The 22,360-nt window shown below is 65.4% G+C and carries 19 protein-coding genes; 11 read left to right on the top strand and 8 right to left on the bottom strand.

What is annotated here, in order from left to right; genetic code table 11:
* Positions 1–6: 6 nt before the first annotated feature.
* The 3 genes from amaB to hglS are packed head-to-tail and all read right to left on the bottom strand — an operon-like array spanning position 7 to position 4,380.
* Positions 7–1,530, bottom strand: coding sequence for an L-piperidine-6-carboxylate dehydrogenase (gene amaB / locus GR138_RS21330; protein WP_160861284.1), 1,524 nt, complete (start codon positions 1,528–1,530; stop codon positions 7–9).
* A 22-nt stretch (positions 1,531–1,552) separates the two neighbouring features.
* Entirely contained in the window at positions 1,553–2,971 is a 1,419-nt protein-coding gene (locus GR138_RS21325) for an FAD-binding oxidoreductase (protein ID WP_160861283.1), read from the bottom strand.
* Between the two features lie 11 nt (positions 2,972–2,982).
* Positions 2,983–4,380 carry a 2-oxoadipate dioxygenase/decarboxylase HglS gene (hglS, locus tag GR138_RS21320; protein WP_160861282.1) on the bottom strand — a complete coding sequence of 466 codons (1,398 nt, stop codon included), beginning with the start codon at positions 4,378–4,380 and terminating at the stop codon, positions 2,983–2,985.
* A 117-nt stretch (positions 4,381–4,497) separates the two neighbouring features.
* On the opposite strand from hglS, the gene GR138_RS21315 reads away from it, so the two are divergent.
* Both GR138_RS21315 and GR138_RS21310 read left to right on the top strand, forming a co-directional pair.
* Positions 4,498–5,400 carry a LysR substrate-binding domain-containing protein gene (locus GR138_RS21315; RefSeq protein ID WP_160861281.1) on the top strand — a complete coding sequence of 301 codons (903 nt, stop codon included), beginning with the start codon at positions 4,498–4,500 and terminating at the stop codon, positions 5,398–5,400.
* A gap of 113 nt (positions 5,401–5,513) precedes the next feature.
* Positions 5,514–6,797, top strand: coding sequence for an NAD(P)/FAD-dependent oxidoreductase (locus GR138_RS21310; RefSeq protein WP_160861280.1), 1,284 nt, complete (start codon positions 5,514–5,516; stop codon positions 6,795–6,797).
* Positions 6,798–6,811: 14 nt separating this feature from the next.
* Here GR138_RS21310 and GR138_RS21305 read toward each other — a convergent pair whose 3' ends face one another.
* A complete protein-coding gene (locus GR138_RS21305) occupies positions 6,812–7,054 on the bottom strand; it encodes a hypothetical protein (RefSeq protein WP_160861279.1) in 243 nt (80 codons plus the stop codon).
* A gap of 190 nt (positions 7,055–7,244) precedes the next feature.
* Positions 7,245–8,444: an MFS transporter gene (locus tag GR138_RS21300; protein WP_160861278.1), complete on the bottom strand. Its 1,200-nt coding sequence runs from the start codon at positions 8,442–8,444 to the stop codon at positions 7,245–7,247.
* A gap of 111 nt (positions 8,445–8,555) precedes the next feature.
* Here GR138_RS21300 and GR138_RS21295 point away from each other — a divergent pair, with 111 nt between their 5' ends.
* The 6 genes from GR138_RS21295 to GR138_RS21270 all read left to right on the top strand — a co-directional run bounded on the left by GR138_RS21295 (position 8,556) and on the right by GR138_RS21270 (position 13,762).
* Positions 8,556–9,377 (top strand): AraC family transcriptional regulator, encoded by an 822-nt coding sequence (locus GR138_RS21295; RefSeq protein ID WP_160861277.1) that lies wholly within the window; start codon positions 8,556–8,558, stop codon positions 9,375–9,377.
* A 129-nt stretch (positions 9,378–9,506) separates the two neighbouring features.
* On the top strand, positions 9,507–10,286 hold the full coding sequence (gene cobF, locus GR138_RS21290) for a precorrin-6A synthase (deacetylating) (protein WP_160861276.1): 780 nt from the start codon (positions 9,507–9,509) through the stop codon (positions 10,284–10,286).
* Entirely contained in the window at positions 10,283–11,632 is a 1,350-nt protein-coding gene (gene cobG, locus GR138_RS21285; protein ID WP_160861275.1) for a precorrin-3B synthase, read from the top strand. Before cobF ends, cobG begins: the two co-directional genes overlap by 4 nt.
* Positions 11,629–12,261 carry a precorrin-8X methylmutase gene (locus GR138_RS21280; RefSeq protein WP_160861274.1) on the top strand — a complete coding sequence of 211 codons (633 nt, stop codon included), beginning with the start codon at positions 11,629–11,631 and terminating at the stop codon, positions 12,259–12,261. Before cobG ends, GR138_RS21280 begins: the two co-directional genes overlap by 4 nt.
* A 2-nt stretch (positions 12,262–12,263) precedes the next feature.
* Positions 12,264–13,001: a precorrin-2 C(20)-methyltransferase gene (locus tag GR138_RS21275; RefSeq protein ID WP_160861273.1), complete on the top strand. Its 738-nt coding sequence runs from the start codon at positions 12,264–12,266 to the stop codon at positions 12,999–13,001.
* The gene (locus tag GR138_RS21270; protein WP_160861272.1) at positions 12,998–13,762 is read left to right on the top strand and encodes a precorrin-3B C(17)-methyltransferase; all 765 of its coding nucleotides are present in this window, start codon (positions 12,998–13,000) and stop codon (positions 13,760–13,762) included. The genes GR138_RS21275 and GR138_RS21270 overlap by 4 nt, the downstream gene beginning before the upstream one ends.
* Here the strand turns inward: GR138_RS21270 and GR138_RS21265 are convergent.
* Positions 13,726–14,496, bottom strand: coding sequence for a cobalt-precorrin-6A reductase (locus GR138_RS21265; protein ID WP_160861271.1), 771 nt, complete (start codon positions 14,494–14,496; stop codon positions 13,726–13,728). The genes GR138_RS21270 and GR138_RS21265 overlap by 37 nt on opposite strands.
* Here GR138_RS21265 and cbiE point away from each other — a divergent pair.
* Together cbiE and cobM are read left to right on the top strand one after the other, a co-directional pair.
* Positions 14,489–15,745: a precorrin-6y C5,15-methyltransferase (decarboxylating) subunit CbiE gene (gene cbiE, locus GR138_RS21260; RefSeq protein WP_420853692.1), complete on the top strand. Its 1,257-nt coding sequence runs from the start codon at positions 14,489–14,491 to the stop codon at positions 15,743–15,745. The two genes, GR138_RS21265 and cbiE, sit on opposite strands and share 8 nt — an antisense overlap.
* A 1-nt stretch (position 15,746) precedes the next feature.
* Positions 15,747–16,508, top strand: coding sequence for a precorrin-4 C(11)-methyltransferase (gene cobM, locus GR138_RS21255; RefSeq protein ID WP_160861269.1), 762 nt, complete (start codon positions 15,747–15,749; stop codon positions 16,506–16,508).
* Here cobM and GR138_RS21250 read toward each other — a convergent pair.
* Positions 16,505–17,380 carry a LysR substrate-binding domain-containing protein gene (locus GR138_RS21250; RefSeq protein ID WP_160861432.1) on the bottom strand — a complete coding sequence of 292 codons (876 nt, stop codon included), beginning with the start codon at positions 17,378–17,380 and terminating at the stop codon, positions 16,505–16,507. The two genes, cobM and GR138_RS21250, sit on opposite strands and share 4 nt — an antisense overlap.
* 78 nt (positions 17,381–17,458) lie before the next feature.
* Between GR138_RS21250 and GR138_RS21245 the strand changes: the two genes are divergently transcribed.
* Positions 17,459–18,493 carry a YeiH family protein gene (locus tag GR138_RS21245; protein WP_160861268.1) on the top strand — a complete coding sequence of 345 codons (1,035 nt, stop codon included), beginning with the start codon at positions 17,459–17,461 and terminating at the stop codon, positions 18,491–18,493.
* A 6-nt stretch (positions 18,494–18,499) separates the two neighbouring features.
* Here GR138_RS21245 and metH read toward each other — a convergent pair whose 3' ends face one another.
* Positions 18,500–22,291, bottom strand: a complete 3,792-nt coding sequence (gene metH / locus GR138_RS21240) for a methionine synthase (protein WP_160861267.1) — start codon at positions 22,289–22,291, stop codon at positions 18,500–18,502.
* Between the last annotated feature and the right edge of the window lie 69 nt (positions 22,292–22,360).

Genomic DNA, 22,360 nt, shown 5'->3' with positions numbered 1-22,360 from the left:
ATCGGCTTACTCGATGTCGAAGGAGACGCCCTGGGCGAGCGGCAGGGCCTTCGAATAGTTCACCGTGTTGGTGGCGCGGCGCATGTAGGCCTTCCAGGCGTCGGAGCCGGATTCGCGACCGCCGCCGGTTTCCTTTTCGCCGCCGAACGCGCCGCCGATTTCAGCGCCCGAGGTGCCGATGTTGACATTGGCGATGCCGCAATCCGAGCCGTCGACCGAAAGGAAACGCTCGGCTTCCTGGACGTTCAGCGTGAAGATCGACGAGGAGAGACCGGCCGAGACGGCGTTGTGGTCGTCCAGCACGGCGTCGAAGTCGGAATACTTCATGACGTAGAGGATCGGCGCGAACGTCTCTTCGAGAACCGGGCCGGCCTGCTTCGGCATTTCGACGATCGCCGGCTTCACATAGTAGGCCGTGTCCTTGCCGGCATCGGCAACGCGCTCGCCGCCGGTGACGGAACCGCCTTCGGCCTTGGCCGCTGCAATCGCCTTCTGCATGCCGTCGAAGGCCTGCTTGTCGACGAGCGGGCCGACGAGGGCCGAGGTTTCCAGCGGGTTGCCGACGGAAACGCTGGTATAGGCCTTCTTCAGGCGCGGCACGAGCTGGTCGTAGACGCTGTCATGCACGAAGAGGCGGCGCAGCGTGGTGCAGCGCTGGCCGGCGGTGCCCATGGCGCCGAAGGCGATGGCGCGCAGCGCCATGTCGAGATCGGCCGACGGGCAGACGATGCCGGCATTGTTGCCGCCGAGCTCGAGGATCGAGCGGGCGAAACGCTTGGCGAGACGCGGGCCGACTTCCTTGCCCATGCGGGTGGAGCCGGTGGCCGAGACGAGCGCGACCTTGTGGTTGTCGACGAGGGCTTCGCCGATGGCGCGGTCGCCGATGAGAACCTGCGACAGGTTCGCCGGGGCATCGCCGAAGCGGGCGAGCGCGCGCTCGAAGATCGCCTGGCAGGCGAGCGCCGTCAGCGGGGTCTTTTCAGAGGGCTTCCAGACGATGGAATTGCCGGCGACGAGTGCGAGTGCCGCGTTCCACGACCAGACGGCGACCGGGAAGTTGAAGGCCGAGATGATGCCGACGACGCCGAGCGGGTGCCAGGTTTCCATCATGCGGTGGCCGGGGCGCTCGGTGGCGATCGTCAAGCCGTAGAGCTGGCGGGAGAGGCCGACTGCGAAATCGCAGATGTCGATCATTTCCTGCACTTCGCCGAGGCCTTCGGAGGTGATCTTGCCGGCTTCGATGGAAACGAGGCGGCCGAGATCGGCCTTGGATGCGCGCAGTTCCTCGCCGAGCAGGCGGACCAGTTCGCCGCGCTTCGGCGCCGGCACGAGGCGCCAGGCCTTGAAGGCTTCATGGGCGGCGTCGATGGCCTTGTCGGTGTCTGCGCCCGAAACGGTCTTCAGCCTGGCGATCTCCTCGCCGCTGACCGGGCTGAAGGAGGCCATGTCGCCCCCCTGCCAGGTGTCAGCGGCAACGCCGAGCTTGTCGAGAAGGGCGGCGGTTTCGGCTTTCACGTCGACTTTCGTCATGGGTATTCTCCCTGATGTCTTGTTAAAAGGTCATGGCGCCGAGCGGACCCGGCGATGTGATGATTTTCAGCCCGGCCGCCAGTTCGCGGATCTTTTCCGGGGTGTATCTGTCGTAGAAGGCCTGGTTCTTGCGGCCGATGGCGTGTTCCGCGCTGAAACTGCCGTCGAACTGCTCGACCGCCACAGTGAAAACCCAGTCGCGCAGATCGGCCTCGAAATCGGGATCGGCAAGCCGCGGATCGTCCTTGGCGACGACGAGATTGAAGTGCACGCCGCCATCGCCGATATGGCCGAAATCGCAGATCGTCACGTCTTCGAAGTGATCCGGCATGTCCGCCTTCATATGGGCAAGGAACGGCATGATGTCACCCCGGCGGAACGACAGATCGAAGGCGATCAATCGCCCGCTATGTTTCACGCCTTCCGACAAGGCATGGCGCAGCGCCCAGATTTCGTGCGGCGGGCCGACGAAGGCATCGGCGAGCGGCGCATCCTCACGCTCCCAAATCGCGGCGAGCACCTCTTCCAGCACCGCATCGAGCGGCTGTTCGCCCTCGCGCGGCGGCGTGGAGCGGGAGATTTCGGCGAGGATGACGAAATCCGGCACGATGCCGCCCTGGAAGGGATTGCGCAGCGACGGCACATGGTCGAGCGCGGCACGCACCGCATTGCCGGACATGCCTTCGAAGGCGGACAAGTAGCTGCCGAGCGCATCTTCCATGGCGACGAGCAGGGCGGAAACCTGTTCGTTCGAAGACGGAACGAGGAGTGCGGTTGCCGACTGTTTCGGCGCGGGCTCGAGGTTCAGCACACATTCGGTGATGATGCCGAAGGCGCCGGACGTGCCGATGAAGAGCTGTTTCCAATCGACCCCGGTGTTGTTCTTGCGCAGATCCGAAGAGAGGTCGAGCACGGTGCCGGCCTCGTCGGCGAGAACGACGGTGAGGCCCAGCGTGTTGCGGCGCACGTCGCCGTAGCGGAGGAAGCGCGAACCGCCGGTGTTCGTCGCGATCATGCCGCCGAGGCGCGGGTCGGCGCCGAGGTCGATCGGGAAGAACAGGCCGGTGTCCTCCAGCTTGCTATTCAGGTCGGAAAGGCGAACACCGGCACCCGCCTTGATCGTGCGGTTGACGCGGTCGAGGTCGAACGGCGCCGTGAGGCGATCGAGGCTCACAATGCCCTGGCGGCCGCTGCTATCCGGCGTCGAGCCGGAGACGAGGCCGGTATTGCCGGATTGCGGGACGAGGGCAATGCCGTTCCTGACGCAGTAGGAGACGGTGGCCGAGGTCTCTTCCGTCGTTGCCGGGCGGGCAACGAAGGCGGCGCGGCCCTTGTCGTAGCGCGCGCCGGTCTCGTAGGCGGCCATGTCCGAGGCTCCGGTGAGAAGGCCCTTCTCGCCGAGCAGGCCCTTAAGGGCCTCGATATGGCTTGCCTCTGTCATCCTGTCCTCCGTCACTCTGCAGCGGCGGACATGTTGACGATGGAAAGGCACATTTCAAGCGATGCACGCTGGATACCGGCATAATGGGCGAATTCGTCCAGTACCGTCGCGCCGAGATCGCGCTCGAACATCACCTGGTTGGGGCTTGCGACGAAATCCTGGGCCGCGTCGTCGCCGAGATTCGACTGGAAGATGCCGGCGGCGCTGACGGGCAGAAAATCTTCGTAGACGATCGGGTCGAACTGGATGAGACCGGCTTCGATGGCGGTTTCGAGATCGGCCTTGCGGCCGGAGACCGACATGCCCTTTTCGGTCAGCGAATAGCGGAAATAGCCGAGGCCCGCCTTGCGGATGCCGTCCCAATCGTCCGGAAACGCCGTGAAGACGTCGGCAAGCGCCGCTTCGTATTCCGCGGCATTGGAGCCATCGGCGGCCGGGCGCACGCGGGCGCGGGTGTCGTTGAGCAGTTGGTCGTAGAGCGCGCGGCCCTTCGGCGTCAGCGCCACGCCGCGCTGCTCGATCTCGCCGAAGCGGGCGGTGTGCGAGCCTTTCTGCCAGCTGCCATCGCTGCCGATGAACGCGACGGCCTCTTCCAGCGCCTTGAACGAGGTCTGGCGCAACAGGATCGGGCAATTGCGCGTCGGCGGGCCTTCGACGATCGCCTTGGGGGCGATGCCTTCGTCCGGCATGCGGGCCTGTACCTTGTCGATGTCCAGCGTGCGCGGCGTCAGGTGGTTGATGTGCGGGCCCTTGAAGGAGACGACGTCGGCGATCAGCCGGTGCGCATCGTGCAGGCGCTTGTACATGTCGGTGCTGACGATGGCGTGGTCGTGCCAGCGGAAGGTTTCGAGCACTTCCGTGACGAAACGGGCGGCGTCGGCGGCATCGAGGCCACCGTCACGCTCGGCCTTTTCGACGAGTTTCACGGCCTCGTCGGTGAAAATCTTGCGCGCGGCGAGAACGGCGGCAGCCTCCTCCCGCAGCTTCTCGTCGGCGATCAGATCGAGGCGAAGCAGCGAGGTGAAGACGCGGAAGGGATTGCGGCTGAGGCTTGTCGCCCCGACCGGGCGGAAGGCGGTGGAATGCACCGGAACGCCCGCGGTGGAAAGGTCATAGTAGCCGACCGGGAGCATGCCCATGACGGCGAAGACGCGGCGCATCAGGGACAGCTCTTCCGGGGTGCCCAGGCGGATGGCGCCGTGGCGCTCTTCGGAGATGCGGTCGAGCGAATCGGTCGCTTCGAGGCGGGTCTTGAGATGCGGGTCGGCGGCGAGCGTCGCGCCGTTGACCTTGGCCACCAGCGCCATCAGCGTGCCATAGGCCGGAACCTCGTCGCGGTACATGGCGGACATGGCGGCGGAGAAATCCGAGCGGATCTTGTCGGCGCAAACGTACGAATTTGCTTTCATGGGAAGCGGTCTCATCTTACAAGGGTGGGAGGGCCCTGTTCATTCTCAAAACGGATCATACTGGATCGTTTCCCCAAGCGATTGCGACCGTTCTGACTATGTTGATGCGAGGAAAGAATGAAGCTCAGTCGAAGGCTGATCCCTGACGTCACCACGCTGCAAGCGTTCGAATGCGCCGCGCGCCACGGCTCCTTCACGCAGGCCGCGCACGAGCTAAACCTCACGCAGAGCGCCGTCAGCCGCCAGATCAAGGACCTCGAGGAACAGCTCGGCGTGCTGTTGTTCGAGCGCGTGCGCCAGCGCGTGGTGCTGTCCGACGACGGCCGCCGCTTCCTGCCGGAAGTTCGAAAACTGCTGCACCAGACGGAAGAGACTATGCTGCGCGCCATGGCGTCCGCCTCCTCCGAACACAGCCTCTCCATCGCCACGCTGCCGACCTTCGGCAGCCGCTGGCTGACGCCGCGCATTCCGGCCTTCCTGGCGGAGCATCCGGGCACGATCGTCAACATCGCCTCGCGCTCGAAACCGTTCGATTTCGACGAAGAGAATTTTGACCTTGCCATCCACTATGGCCAGCCGGTGTGGGCGCGTGCCGCCTGCTCCTATCTGTGCAGCGAGGTCATCCTGCCGGCGGCGAGCCCGGAGCTTCTGAAAAGCTGGAATTTTTCCGAGCCGAAGGACCTGGAGACCGCACCGCTTCTGCATCTCGCGACGCGCCCAAAACTCTGGGCGCAATGGTTCGAGCTGAACGGCGGTTCGGCGGATACCGCCTATCGCGGCCACCGCTTCGACCAGTTCGCCATGGTCATCGAATCGGCCGTCGCCGGTCTCGGCTTTGCGCTGCTGCCGCATTACCTGATCGAGCAGGAGCTGGCGAGCGGTCGGCTCGCCGTCGTCTTCGACCGGCCGATGGAGACGGAAAACAGCTATTATCTCGTCGTGCCCGAGGGGAAGCTCGAAAATCCGCTGAGCCAAGCGTTCCGTGCCTGGATCGCCAATCAGGTTCCCGACCGGCATTGACCGCCTGTCATGCGGACGGGGCATGACCCCGTTCTGATTTTTTGCTTTAGTCATGGTGCCGCATCGTCGATTGTGCGGAGATCGATCCTTCTCCTTCCGAAAAGCAGACCACCATGCTCAACGACCCGCGCTCCCATGGCCTTTGGGAGATGACCGCCCCACCCGCGCCCGAAACGGTCGCCTTTTCCGGCAAGGCGGATGCGGATGTCGTCATCGTCGGCGGCGGGTACACCGGGTTTTCGACGGCGCTGCACCTTGCCGAGCGCGGTGTGCGGGTGATCCTGCTGGAAGGGGCTGAAATCGGCTATGGCGGTTCGGGTCGCAATGTCGGCCTCGTCAATGCCGGCATGTGGGTCATGCCCGATGAGCTGCCGGGTGTGCTGGGCGATCTCTATGGCAGCCGGTTGCTCGATCTGCTCGGCAATGCGCCGCGACTTGTTTTCGACCTTGTCGAGAAGCACGCGATCGACTGTGAAATCAACCCGGCCGGCACGCTGCACTGTGCCGTCGGCCAGTCCGGCCTCGATGAATTGAAGCAACGCGCGGAACAATGGTCGCGGCGCGGTGCGCCGGTGCGCCTGCTCGATGCGGCCGAGACGGCGGTGAAGGTGGGGACCGATGCCTATGCGGGCGCGTTGCTCGACATGCGCGCCGGCACGATCCAGCCGCTCGCCTATGCGCGCGGTCTGTCCCGCGCGGCAATTGCCGCGGGCGCACAGGTCTTTACGGGAAGCCCGGTGACGGGTGCGGAGCGGATCGACAAACGCTGGACGGTCAACACGCCGCGCGGATCCGTGACGGCGGACTGGGTGGTGGTCGCGACCAATGCCTATACCGTCGCGCCCTGGAACGAGGTGCGTGCCGAGCTTCTCCACCTGCCCTATTTCAATTTTGCCACGGTGCCGCTCTCCGCCGAGATGCAGGCAAAAATCCTGCCGGAAAAGCAGGGCGCGTGGGACACGAAGGAGGTGCTTTCCTCCTTCCGCTTCGACAAACGCGGCCGACTGGTGTTCGGCAGCGTCGGCGCGCTGCGCGGCACGGGAACCGGCATCCACAAGTCCTGGGCCCGCCGCGCCTTGAAGAAGCTGTTTCCGGACATCGGTGACGTCGCCTTCGAAGCGGAGTGGTACGGCAAGATCGGCATGACCGCCGACAACCTGCCGCGCTTTCATCGGTTGGCCGAAAACGTCATCGGCTTCTCCGGCTACAACGGCCGCGGCATCGCGCCGGGCACGGTGTTCGGCCGCACGCTGGCGCAGTTGATCTCCGGCGAAATCGCCGAGATGGACCTGCCGCTGCCGGTCAGCGATCCCCAGGCGCAGTCCTTCCGCGCCGCACGCGAAGGCTATTACGAACTCGGCGCCCAGATCGCCCATTTCGCGGGCGCGCGGTTTTAAGAGATAAAGGCTGCCTAGGCTGGGATGTAGAAGCCCCATACGCCGTTCGAGAGTTCACCGGCTGCGAAGCGAACCGGGCTAAGGTCCGGGCCAGCTTCGTAGATGTCGAACCGATGGCGCTGATTCTGATAGCTTGGATGAGGCAACTGGACCGCGTCTTCTGCTGTACGGCGCCAGTCTTGCCGCCAAACTTCAATTTTGCCGATTCTCAAGTCATCACCTTCAAAACCGACGTGAACTTCCCGCCACTCGTTCATTTCAACACTACCTTTGGCTTGCTCACATTGGAGATAACACAAAATGGGTTTGGTGGCGTTCCAATTTGGAATTCGGCGACGGAATGAGGCAATACTATCTGATCGACTTCGGATGGCGAGTAGTAGAACCGCTTCTGCCCAACAAGAAACCTGACGCCCGGCGGAAGCCGGGCGTTCGTTCTTGATGGCCTCAGTGTTTGCCGGGCAGGCGCGGCAGGAAGATCGTGAGGATGCCGAGCAGCGGCATATACGAGCAAATCTGGAAGACGTATTCGATACCACGGCTGTCGGCGACGCCGCCGAGCAGGGCGGCACCCAGGCCGCCCGCGCCGAACGCGAAGCCGAAGAAGATGCCGGCGATCATGCCGACGCGGCCCGGGATCAGCTCCTGTGCGAAGACGACGATGGCGGAGAAGGCTGACGAGAAGATCAAGCCGATCAGCACCGTCAAGGCACCCGTCCAGAACAGGTTGGCATAGGGCAGCATCAACGCGAAGGGGATGACGCCGAGGATCGAGAACCAGATCACGAAGCGCGTGCCGAACCGGTCGCCGATCGGGCCGCCCAGGAACACGCCGACGGCAGACGCACCGAGGAACAGGAACAGCATGAGCTGCGCCTGCTGCACGTCGAGGCCGAAGCGCTCGATCGTGTAGAAGGTGAAGTAGCTGGAAATGCTCGCGAGATAGGCATTCTTCGTTGTCGTCAGCAGAACGAGCACGGCGAGCGCCCACGCGACGCGCCCGCGCGGCAACGGCAATTGGCGACTGACGGCGGGGCGGCCAGCGGACAAGCGGCGTTCGCCGGCATACCAGTTGCCGACCCAGGTCAGGATGACCATGCCGAGAAGCGCGATCGCTGAGAACCAGGCGACGCTGGTCTGGCCCAAGGGCAGTACGATGAAGGCGGCGAGCAGCGGACCGATGGCCGTGCCGGCATTGCCGCCGACCTGGAACATCGACTGGGCAAGGCCGTGGCGTCCGCCGGAGGCAAGACGCGCGACGCGCGAGGATTCCGGATGGAAGATCGCCGAGCCGAGGCCGATCAGGCAGGCGCCGAAGATCAGCACGGGGAACGAGTGCGCATAGGCGAGCATGATGAGCCCGACAAAGGTGCTGCCCATGCCGACCGGCAGCGAGAAGGGCATCGGCCAGCGATCCGTCACGATGCCCACGGCCGGCTGCAGCAGCGAGGCGGTGACCTGGAAGGCCATGGTGAGCAGGCCGATCTGCACGAAGTCGAGCGCGTAGTTTTCCTTCAGCAGCGGATAGAGCGACGTTAGCAGCGACTGCATGATGTCGTTCAGCATATGGCAGGCGCTGACGGCGACGATGATGGAATAGGTGGTGGTGGCAGCGCTGCGGGGTGCTGCGGGAACGACAGTCGACATGGGTAGCCTCGAATGATCCGCCCGGGGTTGGCGTCTTAGCCGCTCCCATACAAGGATTGCCAACGGCCTGCTTTTGTGGTGAGGTCCATTTCTTACGCGAGTGGGCCAAAGATGGAAAAATTGACGGCAGCGCGCCTCAAGGCGCTCGATGACGATCACATTCGCAATCTTTCCCGCATGGAACAGTCGAACGAGGACGTTCTGGTCCACAGTTCGGACATTCCGGGCGGCTATACCGTGCCGCCGCACCGGCATCGCCGCACGCAATTCCTCTGCGTCTTTGCCGGCGTCGTGCTGGTTTCGACGGATCGCGGCCGTTGGATGATCCCGCCCGGCCATACGTTGCTCATCCCGCGCGGGCTGGAACATTCCGTCGAGATGTACAGCGATGTCAGCATGCGTTCGGTCTATATCTATTCGCCCGAAGGCCGCGCCGCCTCGCAGGAGCCGACCGTGCTGGAGGTGACGGACCTTGCCCGGCAACTCATCACGGAAGCCGTGCGCAAGGGCGTGCTTTCCGAGGAGCGCAACCGGGCGGAACTGGTGATGGCGCTGCTGCTCGACGAGATCGGCCGGCTGCCCGAACGCCGCCTCGGCCTGCCCTTTCCGGCGAGCGGCCGGCTTGCCGGCCTCTGCCGCGATTTCGTCGAGCAGCCGTCGCCGGCGGCGAAGATCGACGATTGGGCGCGGCGTCTCAACATGAGCCGACGCACCTTCACGCGGTTCTTTCGCGAGGAGATGGGGGTCAGTTTCGTGACCTGGCGCCAGCAGGCGTGCCTTTTCGCCTGCCTGCCACGGCTTGCCGCCGGCGAGCCGGTGACGCGCGTGGCGCTCGAAGCCGGCTATGAAAGCGTGCCTGCCTTCACCACCATGTTCAAACGCATGCTCGGCTCCTCCCCGCGCGCCTATCTCAGCAATCGCGAGGCGGCGTAAAGGTCTCAAAAAGACCGGCAAAGGACGCGATCCGGGGACTGTTTTCCGCCGGCTTTTGGGATTAGGAAGGGGTGCGGGACCCAAATCGGGCCGCAGACCGGGAGCGCGAGCCGCACGGGAGACAGAAGTTTGAGAACGATACGGGTCATCGGGATCGGCGCGGGCAATCCCGAGCACATGACCGTTCAGGCGATCAATGCGCTGAACCGATCGGATGTGCTGCTTATACCGACGAAGGGCGATGAAAAGGCCTTTCTCGCCGACGCGCGCCGTGACATCTGCGACCGGTTCCTCACCAACCCCGCCTGCCGCATCCTCGATTATGCCGTGCCGGTGCGCCGCGCCGACGGGTCCTACGAGGACGGCGTCAACGACTGGCACCGCGCCATCGCTGCCATCTACGAGCGCACGCTGCTGAACGCGGTCGGCGAGGACGAGACGCTCGGCCTGCTCGTCTGGGGCGATCCGATGCTCTACGACAGCACCCTGCGCATCATCGACCATGTCCGCACCGCCGGCCGCGTCGCTTTCGACATGGAGGTCATTCCCGGCATCACCAGTGTCCAGGCGCTTTGCGCCAGCCATGGCATTGCGCTGAACCGCATCGGCCTGCCGGTCGAGATCACCACCGGCCGCCGGCTTGCCGAGGGCTGGCCGGACTCCTCGCGTGACGCGCTGGTCATGCTGGATGGCGTGCAGGCGTTTCGAACGGTGACGGATCCGGAGGCCGAGATCTGGTGGGGCGCCTATCTCGGCACGCCGCACGAAATCCTGCTTTCCGGCCGGCTGGCCGAGATGGCCGAGACCATCAGCGAGACCCGCCGCACCGCGCGCGAAAAACATGGCTGGATCATGGATACCTACCTGATCCGTCGTCCCGCCACCGAGGCGGAGGAGGGGCCGGCATGACCGTGACGCTCGCCCTCGACCAGCGTGATACCGGCGGGCTGCGCCGTGGCGCCTGCCCCTCGATCGCCACGCCGATGCAGACGGGCGACGGCCTGCTGGTGCGCCTGCGCCCCGCCGCGCCCGCGCTGACGGCGGATGACCTGCTTGCCCTTGCCGGTCTCGCCCGCACCCATGGCAACGGTCTGATCGAAATCACCGCGCGCGGCAATCTCCAGCTTCGCGGCCTGACGGAGGCTTCGGTGCCGCATCTGGCGGCCGGTCTTGCGGCCGCAGGGATCGTCCTGCAGACGGGCGTCGCCATCGAGGTCCCGCCGTTTGCCGGTGTCGATCCGTCCGAAATCACCGATGCCGCGCCGCTTGCCAAGGCCCTGCGCCAGGCGATTTCCAAAACAGCGTTCACCCTGGCGCCGAAACTCGCCGTCGTCGTCGACGGCGGCGGCATGTTTTGCCTTGCCGACATGATTGCGGATCTCCGGCTTGATGCCGTTCCCGCCGAGAGAGGCGTGGCATGGCGTCTGTCGGTCGGTGGCGATCGCCAAAGCGCAAGGCCTGTCGCCCTGCTGCCGAAGGACGGCGTGTTGGATGGTGCAATGACCGTCATCGCCGCGCTTGCCGCCATCGGTCCTGCCGCCCGTGGCCGTGATCTGGATGTTGCCCTGCTGGCGAAGGTGCTGGGTGCGGCGCCGATGCAGGTTGCGTCGTCGCACCCGTCCACCCATCCGCTTGGTGTACACCGCATCGGCAGTGAAACCGTGCTTGGCCTTGCGCCGGCCTATGGCCAGATGCAGGCCGACCGGCTTGCGGCGCTTGTCGCGGGCCTTTCCGCCTGCGGCGCCGCGGAATTTCGCCTTGCACCGCATCGCACCCTCCTGGTGCGCGGCCTTTCCGACGAAACGCTCGCCGCCGCCCGGGCCTGCGCCGATCGCAACGGTTTCTGGAACACGGAAAACGCGCCGGGCCGCACCATCTCCATCTGCGCCGGCGCCGCCGGCTGCGCCTCGGCCAGCTTCGACACGCGCATCGCCGCCGATGCGCTGGTCGCCGAAGCCGGCGTCTTGCTGGATGGCTCCATAGACATGCACGTTTCCGGCTGCCCGAAAGGCTGTGCCCATCCGATACCTGCCGCCGTCACGCTGTGCGGCACGGCGGCAGGTGTCGGCCTCATCCTGGACGGGCGGGCAAGTGACGCACCCTCGGCTATTATCGCGGCTGATGATCTGAAGCCGGCTATCCATCGCCTCGGCAGTATTTTACGCGCGCGCCGCGCGGAGGGCGAGACCGCGAGAAACCTCCTCGACCGCACTCCGCCAGCGGCTCTTCTTTCCGCATATCAAGGCCAATCATGACCCAGTACGACTACATCAAGGATGGCACCGCCATCTATGAAAAATCCTTTGCGATCATCCGCAGCGAGGCCGATCTTTCACGCTTTTCCGAGGCGGAGGCCGATGTTGCCGTGCGGATGATCCACGCTGCCGGCCTGGTGGAGGCCGCGCCGCATTTCGTCTTTTCGCCGGATTTCGTGACGTCTGCCCGCGCGGCCCTTCAAAGCGGTGCGCCGATTTTCTGCGATGCCGAGATGGTCGCCCGCGGTGTTACCGCCGCCCGCCTGCCGGCCGATAACGAGGTGCTCTGCACCTTGCGCGATCCGCGCACGCCGGCCCTTGCGGCAGAAAGCGGCAACACCCGCTCGGCGGCCGCCATCCGGCTCTGGCTTGATCGCCTGGCCGGTTCGGTCGTCGCCATCGGCAACGCGCCGACGGCGCTTTTCTACCTGCTCGAACTTTTGCGTGACGGTGCGCCGAAACCGGCGGCGATCCTCGGCATGCCGGTCGGTTTCGTCGGGGCGGCGGAATCCAAGGATGCGCTGGCGGAAAACTCCTATGGCGTGCCCTATGCCATCGTGCGCGGCCGTCTCGGCGGCAGCGCCATGACGGCGGCGGCGCTCAATTCGCTGGCGAGGCCGGGACTATGAACATGGTGGCGACGGTGACAGGACGACTTTTTGGCGTGGGCACGGGGCCGGGCGATCCCGAACTCCTGACATTGAAGGCGGTGCGGACGATCGGCGAAGCCGATGTGCTCGCCTATTTCGCCAAGGCCGGGCGCTCCGGTAATGGCCGGGCAATCGTCGAAGGTTTGCTGAAGCCGGATATGGTGGAGCTGCCGCTCTACTATCCGGTGACCACGGAAATCGACAAGGACCACGACGACTACAAGAGCCAGATCACGGCCTTCTACGATGCCTCCGCCGCCGCCGTGGCCGAGCATCTCGCCGCCGGCCGCACGGTCGCCATCCTCTCGGAAGGCGATCCGATGTTCTACGGCTCCTACATGCACCTGCATGTGCGGCTCGCCGACCGGTTTCCGACGGAGGTCATTCCCGGCATCACCGCCATGTCCGGCTGCTGGTCGCTCTCCGGCCTGCCGATCGTGCAGGGCGACGACGTGCTTTCGGTCTTGCCGGGTACGATGGGCGAGGACGAGCTGTCGCGTCGCCTCGTCGACACGCAGGCTGCCGTCATCATGAAGGTCGGCCGCAACCTGCCGAAGATCCGCAGGGCGCTGTCGAATGCCGGCCGACTGGGCGAGGCGATCTATGTTGAGCGCGGCACCATGCCGACGAGCAAGTCCATACGGCTTTCCGAAAAGCTCGACGATACCGCGCCCTACTTCTCGCTCGTTCTCGTGCCGGGCTGGAGCACCCGCGGATGACAGGCAAGCTCTTCGTGATCGGCACCGGGCCGGGCAATCCGGACCAGATGACGCCGGAAGCGCTCGGCGCTGTTGCGGCCTCGACCGAATTTTTCGGCTACTTTCCCTATATCGACCGGCTCAATCTCCGGCCGGACCAGATCAAGGTCGCCTCGGACAACCGCGAGGAACTGAACCGCGCGCAGACGGCGCTGATCCGTGCCGCGGCCGGCGTCAATGTCTGTGTCGTCTCCGGCGGCGATCCCGGCGTCTTCGCCATGGCGGCGGCGGTCTGCGAGGCGATCGATGCGGGGCCGGACGACTGGAAGTCCGTGGACCTCGTCATCGTGCCGGGGGTCACCGCCATGCTGGCGGTCGCCGCCCGTATCGGCGCGCCGCTCGGCCACGACTTCTGTGCGATTTCGCTGTCCGACAATCTGAAACCCTGGGAGATCATCGAGAAGCGGCTGCGGTTGGTGTCCGAAGCCGGCCTTGTCATCGCGCTCTACAATCCGATCAGCAAGGCGCGGCCGTGGCAGCTCGGCAAGGCGTTTGAGATTCTTCGCGAGACGCTACCGGCCACCACGCCGGTGATCTTCGGCCGTGCCGCGGGCCGGCCGGACGAGCGCATGCTGGTCATGGCGCTCGGAGAGGCCGCGGCGGAGCGCGCCGACATGGCGACCTGCGTCGTCATCGGCTCGCCGGAAACGCGCATCATCGAACGTCCCGGCCTGCCGGAGCTGGTCTATACGCCGCGTTTCCTGAAGGACGCGAGCAGATGATCGGCAAGCCGCACCGCATCCTCGACGGTATCCGTGCGATGGCCGTCCACCGTGGCGGCGCGTTCGATGAGCACGATGGGCAGGCCGAGAATGCGCGCGGCAACGATCTTGCCTTCCGTCGCCTCCCCACCGGAATTCTTGCTGACGATGACGTCGATGCGATGCGCACGCAGAAGCTCGACCTCCGCCTCGACCGAAAAGGGACCGCGGGCGAGCAGATAGTCGACATCGGGTGCGGCAAGCGGCGGATCGACCGGATCGACGCTGCGCACGAGATAGTGGTGCTGCGGCGCGGCGTCGAAGGCCTTTGCCTCCTGCCGGCCGATGGCGAGGAAGACGCGGCGCGGGTCGTCGCCAAGTGTGGCAACCGCCTCGGCGACGCTGTCGACGCGCGTCCAGCGGTCGCCGTCCGCCTCGTCCCAGCCGAGCCGTTCCAGCCGCAGCAGCGCCGTGCCGGTCGCTTCGCTCGCCGCGCGGGCGTTGGCGGAAATCTGCCTGGCGAAAGGGTGCGTGGCGTCGATCAGGAGATCGATCGTGTGCTCGCCAAGATAGGCCGCAAGCCCCTCGACGCCGCCGAACCCGCCTGCGCGCACCGGCACGGGCTGGGGCGCAGGGTCGAGCGTGCGCCCGGCAAGCGAGAGCGTCACGGCAAGGTCGGATCGATCGGCAAGCCTGCCCGCGAGATCGCGGGCCTCAGCCGTTCCGCCCAGAATGAGGATGCGTTGTTTGTCCACGCCTGATCTGTCCCTTTCGGCCGCCGCCCCATGGCTTTCCATCGTCGGGATCGGCGAGGATGGTCTAGCCGGTCTCGGTGACGAGGCCAAGACGGCGATCGGCGCGGCCGAGCTTGTGTTCGGCGGCGCGCGGCATCTTGAGCTTGCAGACGGCGCGATCCGCGGCGAGCGGCATGGCTGGTTGAGCCCCTTCGAGCGTTCCGTCGAGGCGGTGCTTGCCGCCCGCGGCCGGCCGGTCGTCGTGCTCGCCTCAGGCGACCCCTTCTTCTATGGCGTCGGCGTCACGCTGTCGCGCCGCATCGCGCGGGCGGAGATGCGGGTCTTTCCGGCACCATCTGCCTTCAGCCTCGCGGCGTCGCGTCTGGGCTGGGCGCTGCAGGACACGGTCTCACTGTCATTGCATGGCCGGCCGATCGATCTCATCCGCCCGCATCTGCATTCCGGCTGCCGCATCCTGGCGCTCACCTCCGACAGCGACGGGCCGGCGGCGCTCGCCGCTCTCCTGGCCGACAGTGGATTCGGCGCGTCGACGCTCACCGTCCTGGAAGCGCTTGGCGGCCCGCGCGAACGGGTGAGCAGCCATCGGGCGGAGCATTTTGCACTCGCGGAGGCGGACATGCTGAATGTCTGCGCCATTGAGGTTTTGGCTGCCGAGGATGCACGGCTGCTGGCCTATACGCCCGGTCTCGATGACGGTCTTTTCGAGCATGACGGCCAGATCACCAAACGCGAGGTGCGTGCCCTGACGCTGTCGGCACTCGCGCCGAAGCGCGGGCAACTGTTGTGGGACATCGGCGCCGGTTCGGGCTCGATCGGCATCGAATGGATGCTGGCCGATCCCTCCCTGAGAGCGATTGCGATCGAGGGCAACCTTGGACGCGCCGCCCGTATCCGCCGCAATGCTGCAAACTTTGGTGTGCCCGGACTTTCCGTGGTCGAAGGGACGGCGCCGGATGCGCTTGCCGGGCTTTCCGCGCCGGATGCCATCTTCATCGGTGGCGGTGGCAGCGAGGCGGGGGTGATGGAGGCGGCGATCGCCGGCCTGAAATCCGGCGGCCGCCTTGTCGCCAACGGCGTGACGACGGAAATGGAAGCCGTGCTTCTGGCCCATCACGCCCGGCTTGGCGGCGCGTTGATCCGCATCGACATCGCGCGGGCATCGCCGGTTGGGCGGATGACAGGCTGGCGGCCCGCCATGCCGGTGACACAATGGAGCTGGGTGAAGCCGGCTAAACAAATCGAGGGATAATATGACCGTTCATTTCATCGGCGCCGGTCCCGGTGCAGCCGATCTCATCACCGTTCGCGGGCGTGATCTCATCGGAAAATGCCCGGTCTGCCTCTATGCCGGTTCCATCGTATCGCCGGAGCTTCTGCAATATTGCCCGCCGGGTGCCCGCATCGTCGACACGGCGCCACTGTCGCTCGACGAGATCGAGGCAGAATTCCTGCGCGCGGCGCAGGCGGGCGAGGACGTGGCGCGGCTGCATTCGGGCGATCTTTCCGTCTGGAGCGCCGTTGCCGAGCAGATCCGCCGGCTCGAAAACCATGGGCTCACCTATTCGATGACCCCGGGTGTGCCGTCCTTCGCCGCGGCCGCCGCAGCCCTTGGCCGCGAGCTCACCATCCCGGCCGTCGCGCAGAGCCTCGTGCTCACCCGCGTTTCCGGTCGTGCATCGCCCATGCCGAACCGCGAGACGCTGGAAAATTTTGGCGCGACGGGCGCGACGCTGGCCATCCATCTGGCCATCCATGCGCTGGACAAGGTGGTCGAGGACCTCACCCCGCTCTATGGCGCCGATTGCCCGGTCGCAATCGTCGTGAAGGCCTCCTGGCCCGATGAGCGGGTGGTGCGCGGCAGGCTCTCCGATATCGTGGCGAAGGTTGCCGAAGAGCCGATCGAGCGCACGGCGCTGATCTTCGTTGGCCACACGCTGGCGGCGGAGGATTTTCGCGAAAGCTCGCTCTACGACCCCGCCTACCAGCGGCGGTTCCGCGGCCGCGGCGATTAAATCCGCACCAGCGCCTCCAGGGCAAGGGATGCCTTGGAGCGATAGCGCTCCTTGTGCCTGAGCAGGCAAAAGGCACGCTCCGGCAGGTCGAAGGCGATGCGGGCCAACCGGCCTGACGCGAGATCATCCGCGACGGCCAGCTCGGAAATCGCGGTTAGTGCGCCGCCGGCAAGGACAGCGCTGCGCACGGCTTCGTTCGATGGAAGGGAAAGCGCGATGTCGAGCGCCGCCTCCTCCACGCCGTGTGTCGCAAGAGCGGTGGTCAGCGCACTGCGCGTCCCGGAGCCTGCCTCGCGCAGCACCCAGCGTGCCACCAGAAGGTCTTCCGCTTCGACCGGTCTGCCCAGCAGCGGATGGCCGGCCGGGGCAACCACGACGACGCGGTCGCGTGCGACGATCCGTTGCGAAAGGGCAGGGTGGTCGACTGCGCCTTCGACGAATCCGAGTTCCACCTGTCCTTCAAGCACGGCCTCGGCAACCTGCTCGGTGTTGCCGCTGGCCACGCGCATGTCGATGGCCGGATAGGCCGCGTGGAAGCGTATGAGCAGCGGGGGCAGCCAGTAGGCACCGACCGTCTGGCTGGCGGCAAGCGACAGCGTGCCGCGTTTGAGGCCGCCGATTTCGGTGAGGAAGAGATCCGTGCTCTCGGCCCGTGCCAGCGTCGCTTTGGCTTCCGGCAGGAAGGCGTGGCCCGTCTCCGTCAGTTCGATCCGCCGGCCGGTGCGGTGAAAAAGCGCGATACCGTAACGCTCCTCGAGAACGCGGATCGCCGAACTGACGGCGGAGGGCGTGAGGTTCAGCGCATCCGCCGCCTGCGTGAGATGCTCGCGCTCTGCCACGGCGACGAAGATACGGAGCTGGTCGAGCGTCATCATGTGTTCGATCCAATCGAATGAAATGTATGATATTTACTGATGGATTGAATGAACTTTCAAGCGCATCGTTGGCGCATGGAAAATTTATCTAACAACAGGGCCTTTCTTGGAACTCGCGCATTGTTGCCGGGCGTCGTGCTTGCTGGCCTGGTCTCCGGTCTCGCGGTGCTTGCCGAGTATCTGGAACTGCGCCTGACGGGCGGGGCCTGGATCGAGGCCCTGGTGCTGGCCATCCTGATCGGTGCCGTGTGTCGGCTGTTTTTGCGCCGACCCGTGCGGTTCGATCCCGGCATCGCCTTCTCGGCAAAGTATTTTCTCGAAGTGGCCATCGTGCTGCTCGGTGCAAGCGTCAGCGCCGTGGCGATCGGGGGCATGGGCATCTCGCTCATCGGCGCCATTGCGGTGGTGGTGGGGGCGGTTCTCATGGCGAGTTACGGGATAGGGCGCGGGCTTGGCCTGTCCCATTCCGTCGCGCTGCTGGTGGCTTGCGGCAATTCGATCTGCGGCAACTCGGCGATCGCCGCGACGGCGCCGGTCATCCGCGCCGATGCCGAGGATGTCGCCTCGTCCATCGCCTTCACCGCCGTGCTCGGCATGATCACGGTGCTGCTCCTGCCCGTTCTGGTGCCGTTGCTCGGCCTTTCCGCGACGGGATATGGCGTGATGGCGGGCATGACGGTCTATGCCGTGCCGCAGGTGCTGGCCGCCACCGCGCCCGTCTCCGTGCTCAGCATCCAGATCGGCACCTTCGTCAAGCTCGTGCGCGTGCTGATGCTGGGACCGGTGATCTTCCTGTTATCCTTCGCCTCGGCGGGCAGGACGGGGCGCCGGCCCGCGCTGCACCGCCTGGTGCCGTGGTTCATCCTCGGTTTTCTCGCCATGCTGGCCGCGCGCAGTTTCGGCCTGATCGATGCCACGACGGCGGAGGGGATGGGCGAGGCCGCGACGGTGCTGACCATTCTCTCCATGGCCGCACTCGGCCTCGGCATCGACCTGAAGCGGGTGATGCGCGCCGGGCCGCGGGTGACAGCCGCCGTCGTGCTCTCGCTCGGCGTGCTGGTCGTCGCCAGCTACGCCATGGTGCTTGTCCTCAACCTTGCAACGGCCTGAGTGACCTCAGGCCGCGTTTTCCCGCGCGGCTGCCGGCACGTAGTTGAGCACAGGCCCGAGCCAGCGCTCGACTTCGGGCACGCTCATGTCCTTGCGCCGGGCATAGTCCTCGACCTGATCACGCTCCACCTTGGCGACGCCGAAATAGTAGCTTTCGGGTGACGCGATGTAGAGGCCGGAGACGGAGGAGCCGGGCCACATGGCGAAGCTCTCGGTCAGGGTCACGCCGATTTCCTTCTCCGCATCGAGCAGGCGGAAGAGCGCTGTCTTCTCCGTGTGGTCCGGCTGGGCGGGATAACCCGGTGCGGGGCGGATACCGGCATAGGGCTCGCCGATCAGGTCGTCCGGCGCAAAGGTCTCGTCCGGCACGTAGCCCCAGAGTTCCTTGCGAACGACTTCATGCATGCGCTCGGCGAAGGCTTCGGCAAAGCGGTCGGCCAGCGCTTTCACGAGGATCGAGTTGTAGTCGTCGTTCGCCCGCTCGAAGCGCTCGGCAATGGCGATCTCGCCGATGCCGGCCGTCACGACGAAGCCGCCGAGATAGTCCTGCTTGCCGCTCTCTACCGGTGCGACGAAGTCGGAGAGCGCCACGTTCGGCCGCCCGTCGCGCTTGGACAACTGCTGGCGCAGCGTGAAGAAGGTGGCGAGCTCCGTGTTGCGCGCCTCGTCGGTGAAGAGACGGATGTCGTCGCCGACGGTGCCGGCCGGCCAGAAGCCGACGACGGCCTTCGGCGTGAACCATTTTTCCGAAATGATCTTTTCCAGCATCGCCTGCGCATCGGCAAAGAGCTGGCGCGCGGCGGCGCCCTGCTTCTCGTCGTCGAGGATTTTTGGATAGACGCCCTTCAGTTCCCAGGTCTGGAAGAAGGGGGTCCAGTCAATGTAACGGGCGAGATCGGCAAGGTCCCAGTCCTGCCAGACGCGCGTGCCGAGGAAGGACGGCGTCTTCGGCTGGTAGGCGGACCAGTCGGCCTTGAAGGCGTTTTCGCGGGCTTTTGCCAGTGGCAGACGCTGCTTTTCCGCTTCGCTGCGGGCATGGGCGTCGGCGACCTTTCGGTATTCCGCCTTTAGCGTCTCGACATAACCGGGCTTCATCTCGGCCGAGAGCAGGCTGCCGACCACGCCGACGGCGCGGCTGGCGTCGGTGACATAGACGGTCTGGCCGCGGTCGTATCGCGGGTGGATTTTGACGGCCGTGTGCACCCGGCTCGTCGTAGCACCGCCGATGAGGAGCGGTATGTCGAAGCCGTCGCGCTCCATCTCATTGGCCACATGCACCATCTCGTCGAGCGAGGGCGTAATAAGGCCGGACAGGCCGATGATGTCGACCTTTTCCGCCTTGGCCGTCTCGAGGATTTTTGCCGCCGGCACCATGACGCCAAGGTCGATGATCTCGTAATTGTTGCAGGCCAGCACGACGCCGACGATGTTCTTGCCGATATCGTGCACGTCGCCCTTGACGGTCGCCATCAGGATTTTTCCGGCACTCTGGCGTTCGCCGCTGCCGCCATTGGCGAGTTTTTCCGCTTCCATGTAGGGCAGCAGCACGGCGACGGCCTGTTTCATCACGCGGGCGGATTTCACCACCTGCGGCAAAAACATCTTGCCCGCGCCAAACAGGTCGCCAACCACGTTCATGCCCGCCATCAACGGTCCTTCGATGACGTGCAGCGGGCGTTCCGCGTTCTGGCGGGCCTCTTCCGTATCCGCCTCGACGAATTCGGTGATGCCGTTGACCAGCGCGTGCTCCAGCCGTTTTTCGACCGCCCAGTCGCGCCAGGCGAGGTCGCGCTCCTTGGCTTCCTTGCCGGCCGTGCCCTTGAAGCGCTCGGCGATCTCCAGCAGGCGCTCGGTCGCCGTGCCGCCGCCCTTCGGCGCGCGGTTCAGCACCACGTCCTCACAGGCCTCGCGCAGGTCCGCCTCGATCGTATCATAGACGGCGAGCTGGCCCGCATTGACGATGCCCATGTCCATGCCTGCCTGGATGGCGTGGTAGAGGAAGACGGCGTGCATCGCTTCGCGCACCGGCTCGTTGCCGCGGAACGAGAAGGACAGGTTGGACACACCGCCGGAAATATGGGCATGCGGCAGCGTGGATGTGATTTCGGCGGTCGCTTCGATGAAATCGACGCCGTAATTGTCGTGCTCCTCGATGCCGGTTGCGACGGCAAAGATGTTCGGATCGAAGACGATGTCTTCCGGCGCGAGGCCCGCGACCTCGGTCAGGAGCTTGTAGGCGCGGGTGCAGATCTCCACCTTGCGCGCCTTGGTGTCGGCCTGTCCTGTCTCGTCGAAGGCCATGACGACCACGGCGGCACCATAGGCGCGCACGAGTTTGGCATGGTGCAGGAAGGCCTCTTCGCCTTCTTTCAGCGAGATCGAGTTGACCAGCGGCTTGCCCTGCACGCATTTCAGGCCGGCCTCGATCACCTCCCATTTCGAACTGTCGATCATCACTGGAACGCGGGCGATATCCGGTTCGGCGGCGATGAGGTTGAGATATTCCGTCATCGCCCGGGCGGAATCGATCAGGCCCTCGTCCATGTTGATGTCGATGATCTGCGCGCCGTTCGCCACCTGGTCGCGCGCGACGTCGAGGGCTGCCGCATAGTCGCCGGCGGTGATCAGCTTGCGGAACTTCGCCGAGCCGGTGACATTGGTGCGCTCGCCGACATTCACGAAGGGTATGGCGTCGGTCAGCGTGAAGGGTTCGAGGCCGGACAGCCGCATATGGCGCGGGATGTCGGGGATCTGGCGCGGCTTGTGGCGCGCAGCGGCCTGCGCGATGGCGCGGATATGCTCGGGTGTCGAGCCGCAACAGCCGCCGACCACGTTGACCAGCCCGTCACGCATGAAGCCTTCGATCTGCGCGGCCATCTCGTCCGGCGTCTCGTCGTACTGGCCGAAGGCGTTCGGCAGGCCGGCATTGGGATAGGCGCAGACAAAGGTTTGCGCGACAGAAGAGATTTCCGCGAGATGGGCGCGCATGGCGTTGGCGCCGAGCGCGCAGTTGAGGCCGATCGAGAAGGGATCGGCGTGGCGCACCGAGTTCCAGAAGGCTTCCGGCGTCTGGCCGGACAGCGTGCGGCCGGAAAGGTCGGTGATCGTGCCGGAGATCATCACCGGCAACACGATGCCCTTTTCCTCGAACACCTCGCGGGTGGCGAAGATTGCCGCCTTGGCGTTCAGCGTGTCGAAGATCGTCTCGATCAGGATGATATCGGCGCCGCCATCGATCAGGCCGCGCAACTGGTCGGCATAGGCGAGGCGCAGGTCGTCGAAGGAAACGGCGCGGTATCCGGGATTGTTGACGTCGGGCGAGATGGAGGCGGTGCGGTTGGTCGGGCCGAGTGCGCCGGCAACGAAGCGGCGGCGACCGTCCTTTTCCTGTGCGCGCAACCCGGCACGGCGGGCGAGACGCGCGCCATCGCGGTTGAGTTCATAGACCATGTCCTCCATGCCGTAGTCGGCTTGGGCAATGGTGGTGGAGGAGAAGGTGTTGGTTTCGAGAATGTCGGCGCCGGCCAGCGCATAACGATAATGGATATCCTCGATCGCACCGGGCTGGGTCAGCGTCAGCAGGTCGTTGTTGCCCTGCTGGTGGCAGGCGCAATCGCCAAAACGGTCGCCGCGGAAATCGTCTTCCACCAGCTTGAGCGTCTGGATTTCCGTGCCCATGGCGCCGTCGAGCACCAGAATGCGCTCGCGCGCGGCGGCCTCAAGGGCGGCGCGGATCTCGCGCCCGTCGCGCGGTGCGCGTTCGGGGCCGAACAGGGTGTCCAGGTGCGATTTGGCCATGGCAAAGCCCTCCGATGCAATCATACTGCATCGGAAGTCACATAAAGATATCTTTATGTCAATATGTCT

The sequence above is a fragment of the Shinella kummerowiae genome (genome assembly GCF_009827055.1).
In the GTDB taxonomy this organism is placed as follows: Bacteria; Pseudomonadota; Alphaproteobacteria; order Rhizobiales; family Rhizobiaceae; genus Shinella; species Shinella kummerowiae.
Note: the sequence above shows the minus strand (reverse complement) of the source record. Positions and strands in the feature narration are given on the sequence as shown.

Coding starts and splice junctions, on each gene's coding strand:
- GR138_RS21295 (WP_160861277.1), top strand. CDS start 8,556: ATGGAAAAATTGACGGCAGCGCGCCTCAAGGCGCTCGATGACGATCAC.
- hglS (WP_160861282.1), bottom strand. CDS start 4,380: ATGAAAGCAAATTCGTACGTTTGCGCCGACAAGATCCGCTCGGATTTC.
- GR138_RS21280 (WP_160861274.1), top strand. CDS start 11,629: ATGACCCAGTACGACTACATCAAGGATGGCACCGCCATCTATGAAAAA.
- GR138_RS21325 (WP_160861283.1), bottom strand. CDS start 2,971: ATGACAGAGGCAAGCCATATCGAGGCCCTTAAGGGCCTGCTCGGCGAG.
- amaB (WP_160861284.1), bottom strand. CDS start 1,530: ATGACGAAAGTCGACGTGAAAGCCGAAACCGCCGCCCTTCTCGACAAG.
- GR138_RS21245 (WP_160861268.1), top strand. CDS start 17,459: ATGGAAAATTTATCTAACAACAGGGCCTTTCTTGGAACTCGCGCATTG.
- GR138_RS21250 (WP_160861432.1), bottom strand. CDS start 17,380: ATGACGCTCGACCAGCTCCGTATCTTCGTCGCCGTGGCAGAGCGCGAG.
- cobG (WP_160861275.1), top strand. CDS start 10,283: ATGACCGTGACGCTCGCCCTCGACCAGCGTGATACCGGCGGGCTGCGC.
- GR138_RS21270 (WP_160861272.1), top strand. CDS start 12,998: ATGACAGGCAAGCTCTTCGTGATCGGCACCGGGCCGGGCAATCCGGAC.
- GR138_RS21275 (WP_160861273.1), top strand. CDS start 12,264: ATGGTGGCGACGGTGACAGGACGACTTTTTGGCGTGGGCACGGGGCCG.
- GR138_RS21305 (WP_160861279.1), bottom strand. CDS start 7,054: ATGAACGAGTGGCGGGAAGTTCACGTCGGTTTTGAAGGTGATGACTTG.
- cobM (WP_160861269.1), top strand. CDS start 15,747: ATGACCGTTCATTTCATCGGCGCCGGTCCCGGTGCAGCCGATCTCATC.
- GR138_RS21300 (WP_160861278.1), bottom strand. CDS start 8,444: ATGTCGACTGTCGTTCCCGCAGCACCCCGCAGCGCTGCCACCACCACC.
- metH (WP_160861267.1), bottom strand. CDS start 22,291: ATGGCCAAATCGCACCTGGACACCCTGTTCGGCCCCGAACGCGCACCG.
- GR138_RS21315 (WP_160861281.1), top strand. CDS start 4,498: ATGAAGCTCAGTCGAAGGCTGATCCCTGACGTCACCACGCTGCAAGCG.
- GR138_RS21310 (WP_160861280.1), top strand. CDS start 5,514: ATGCTCAACGACCCGCGCTCCCATGGCCTTTGGGAGATGACCGCCCCA.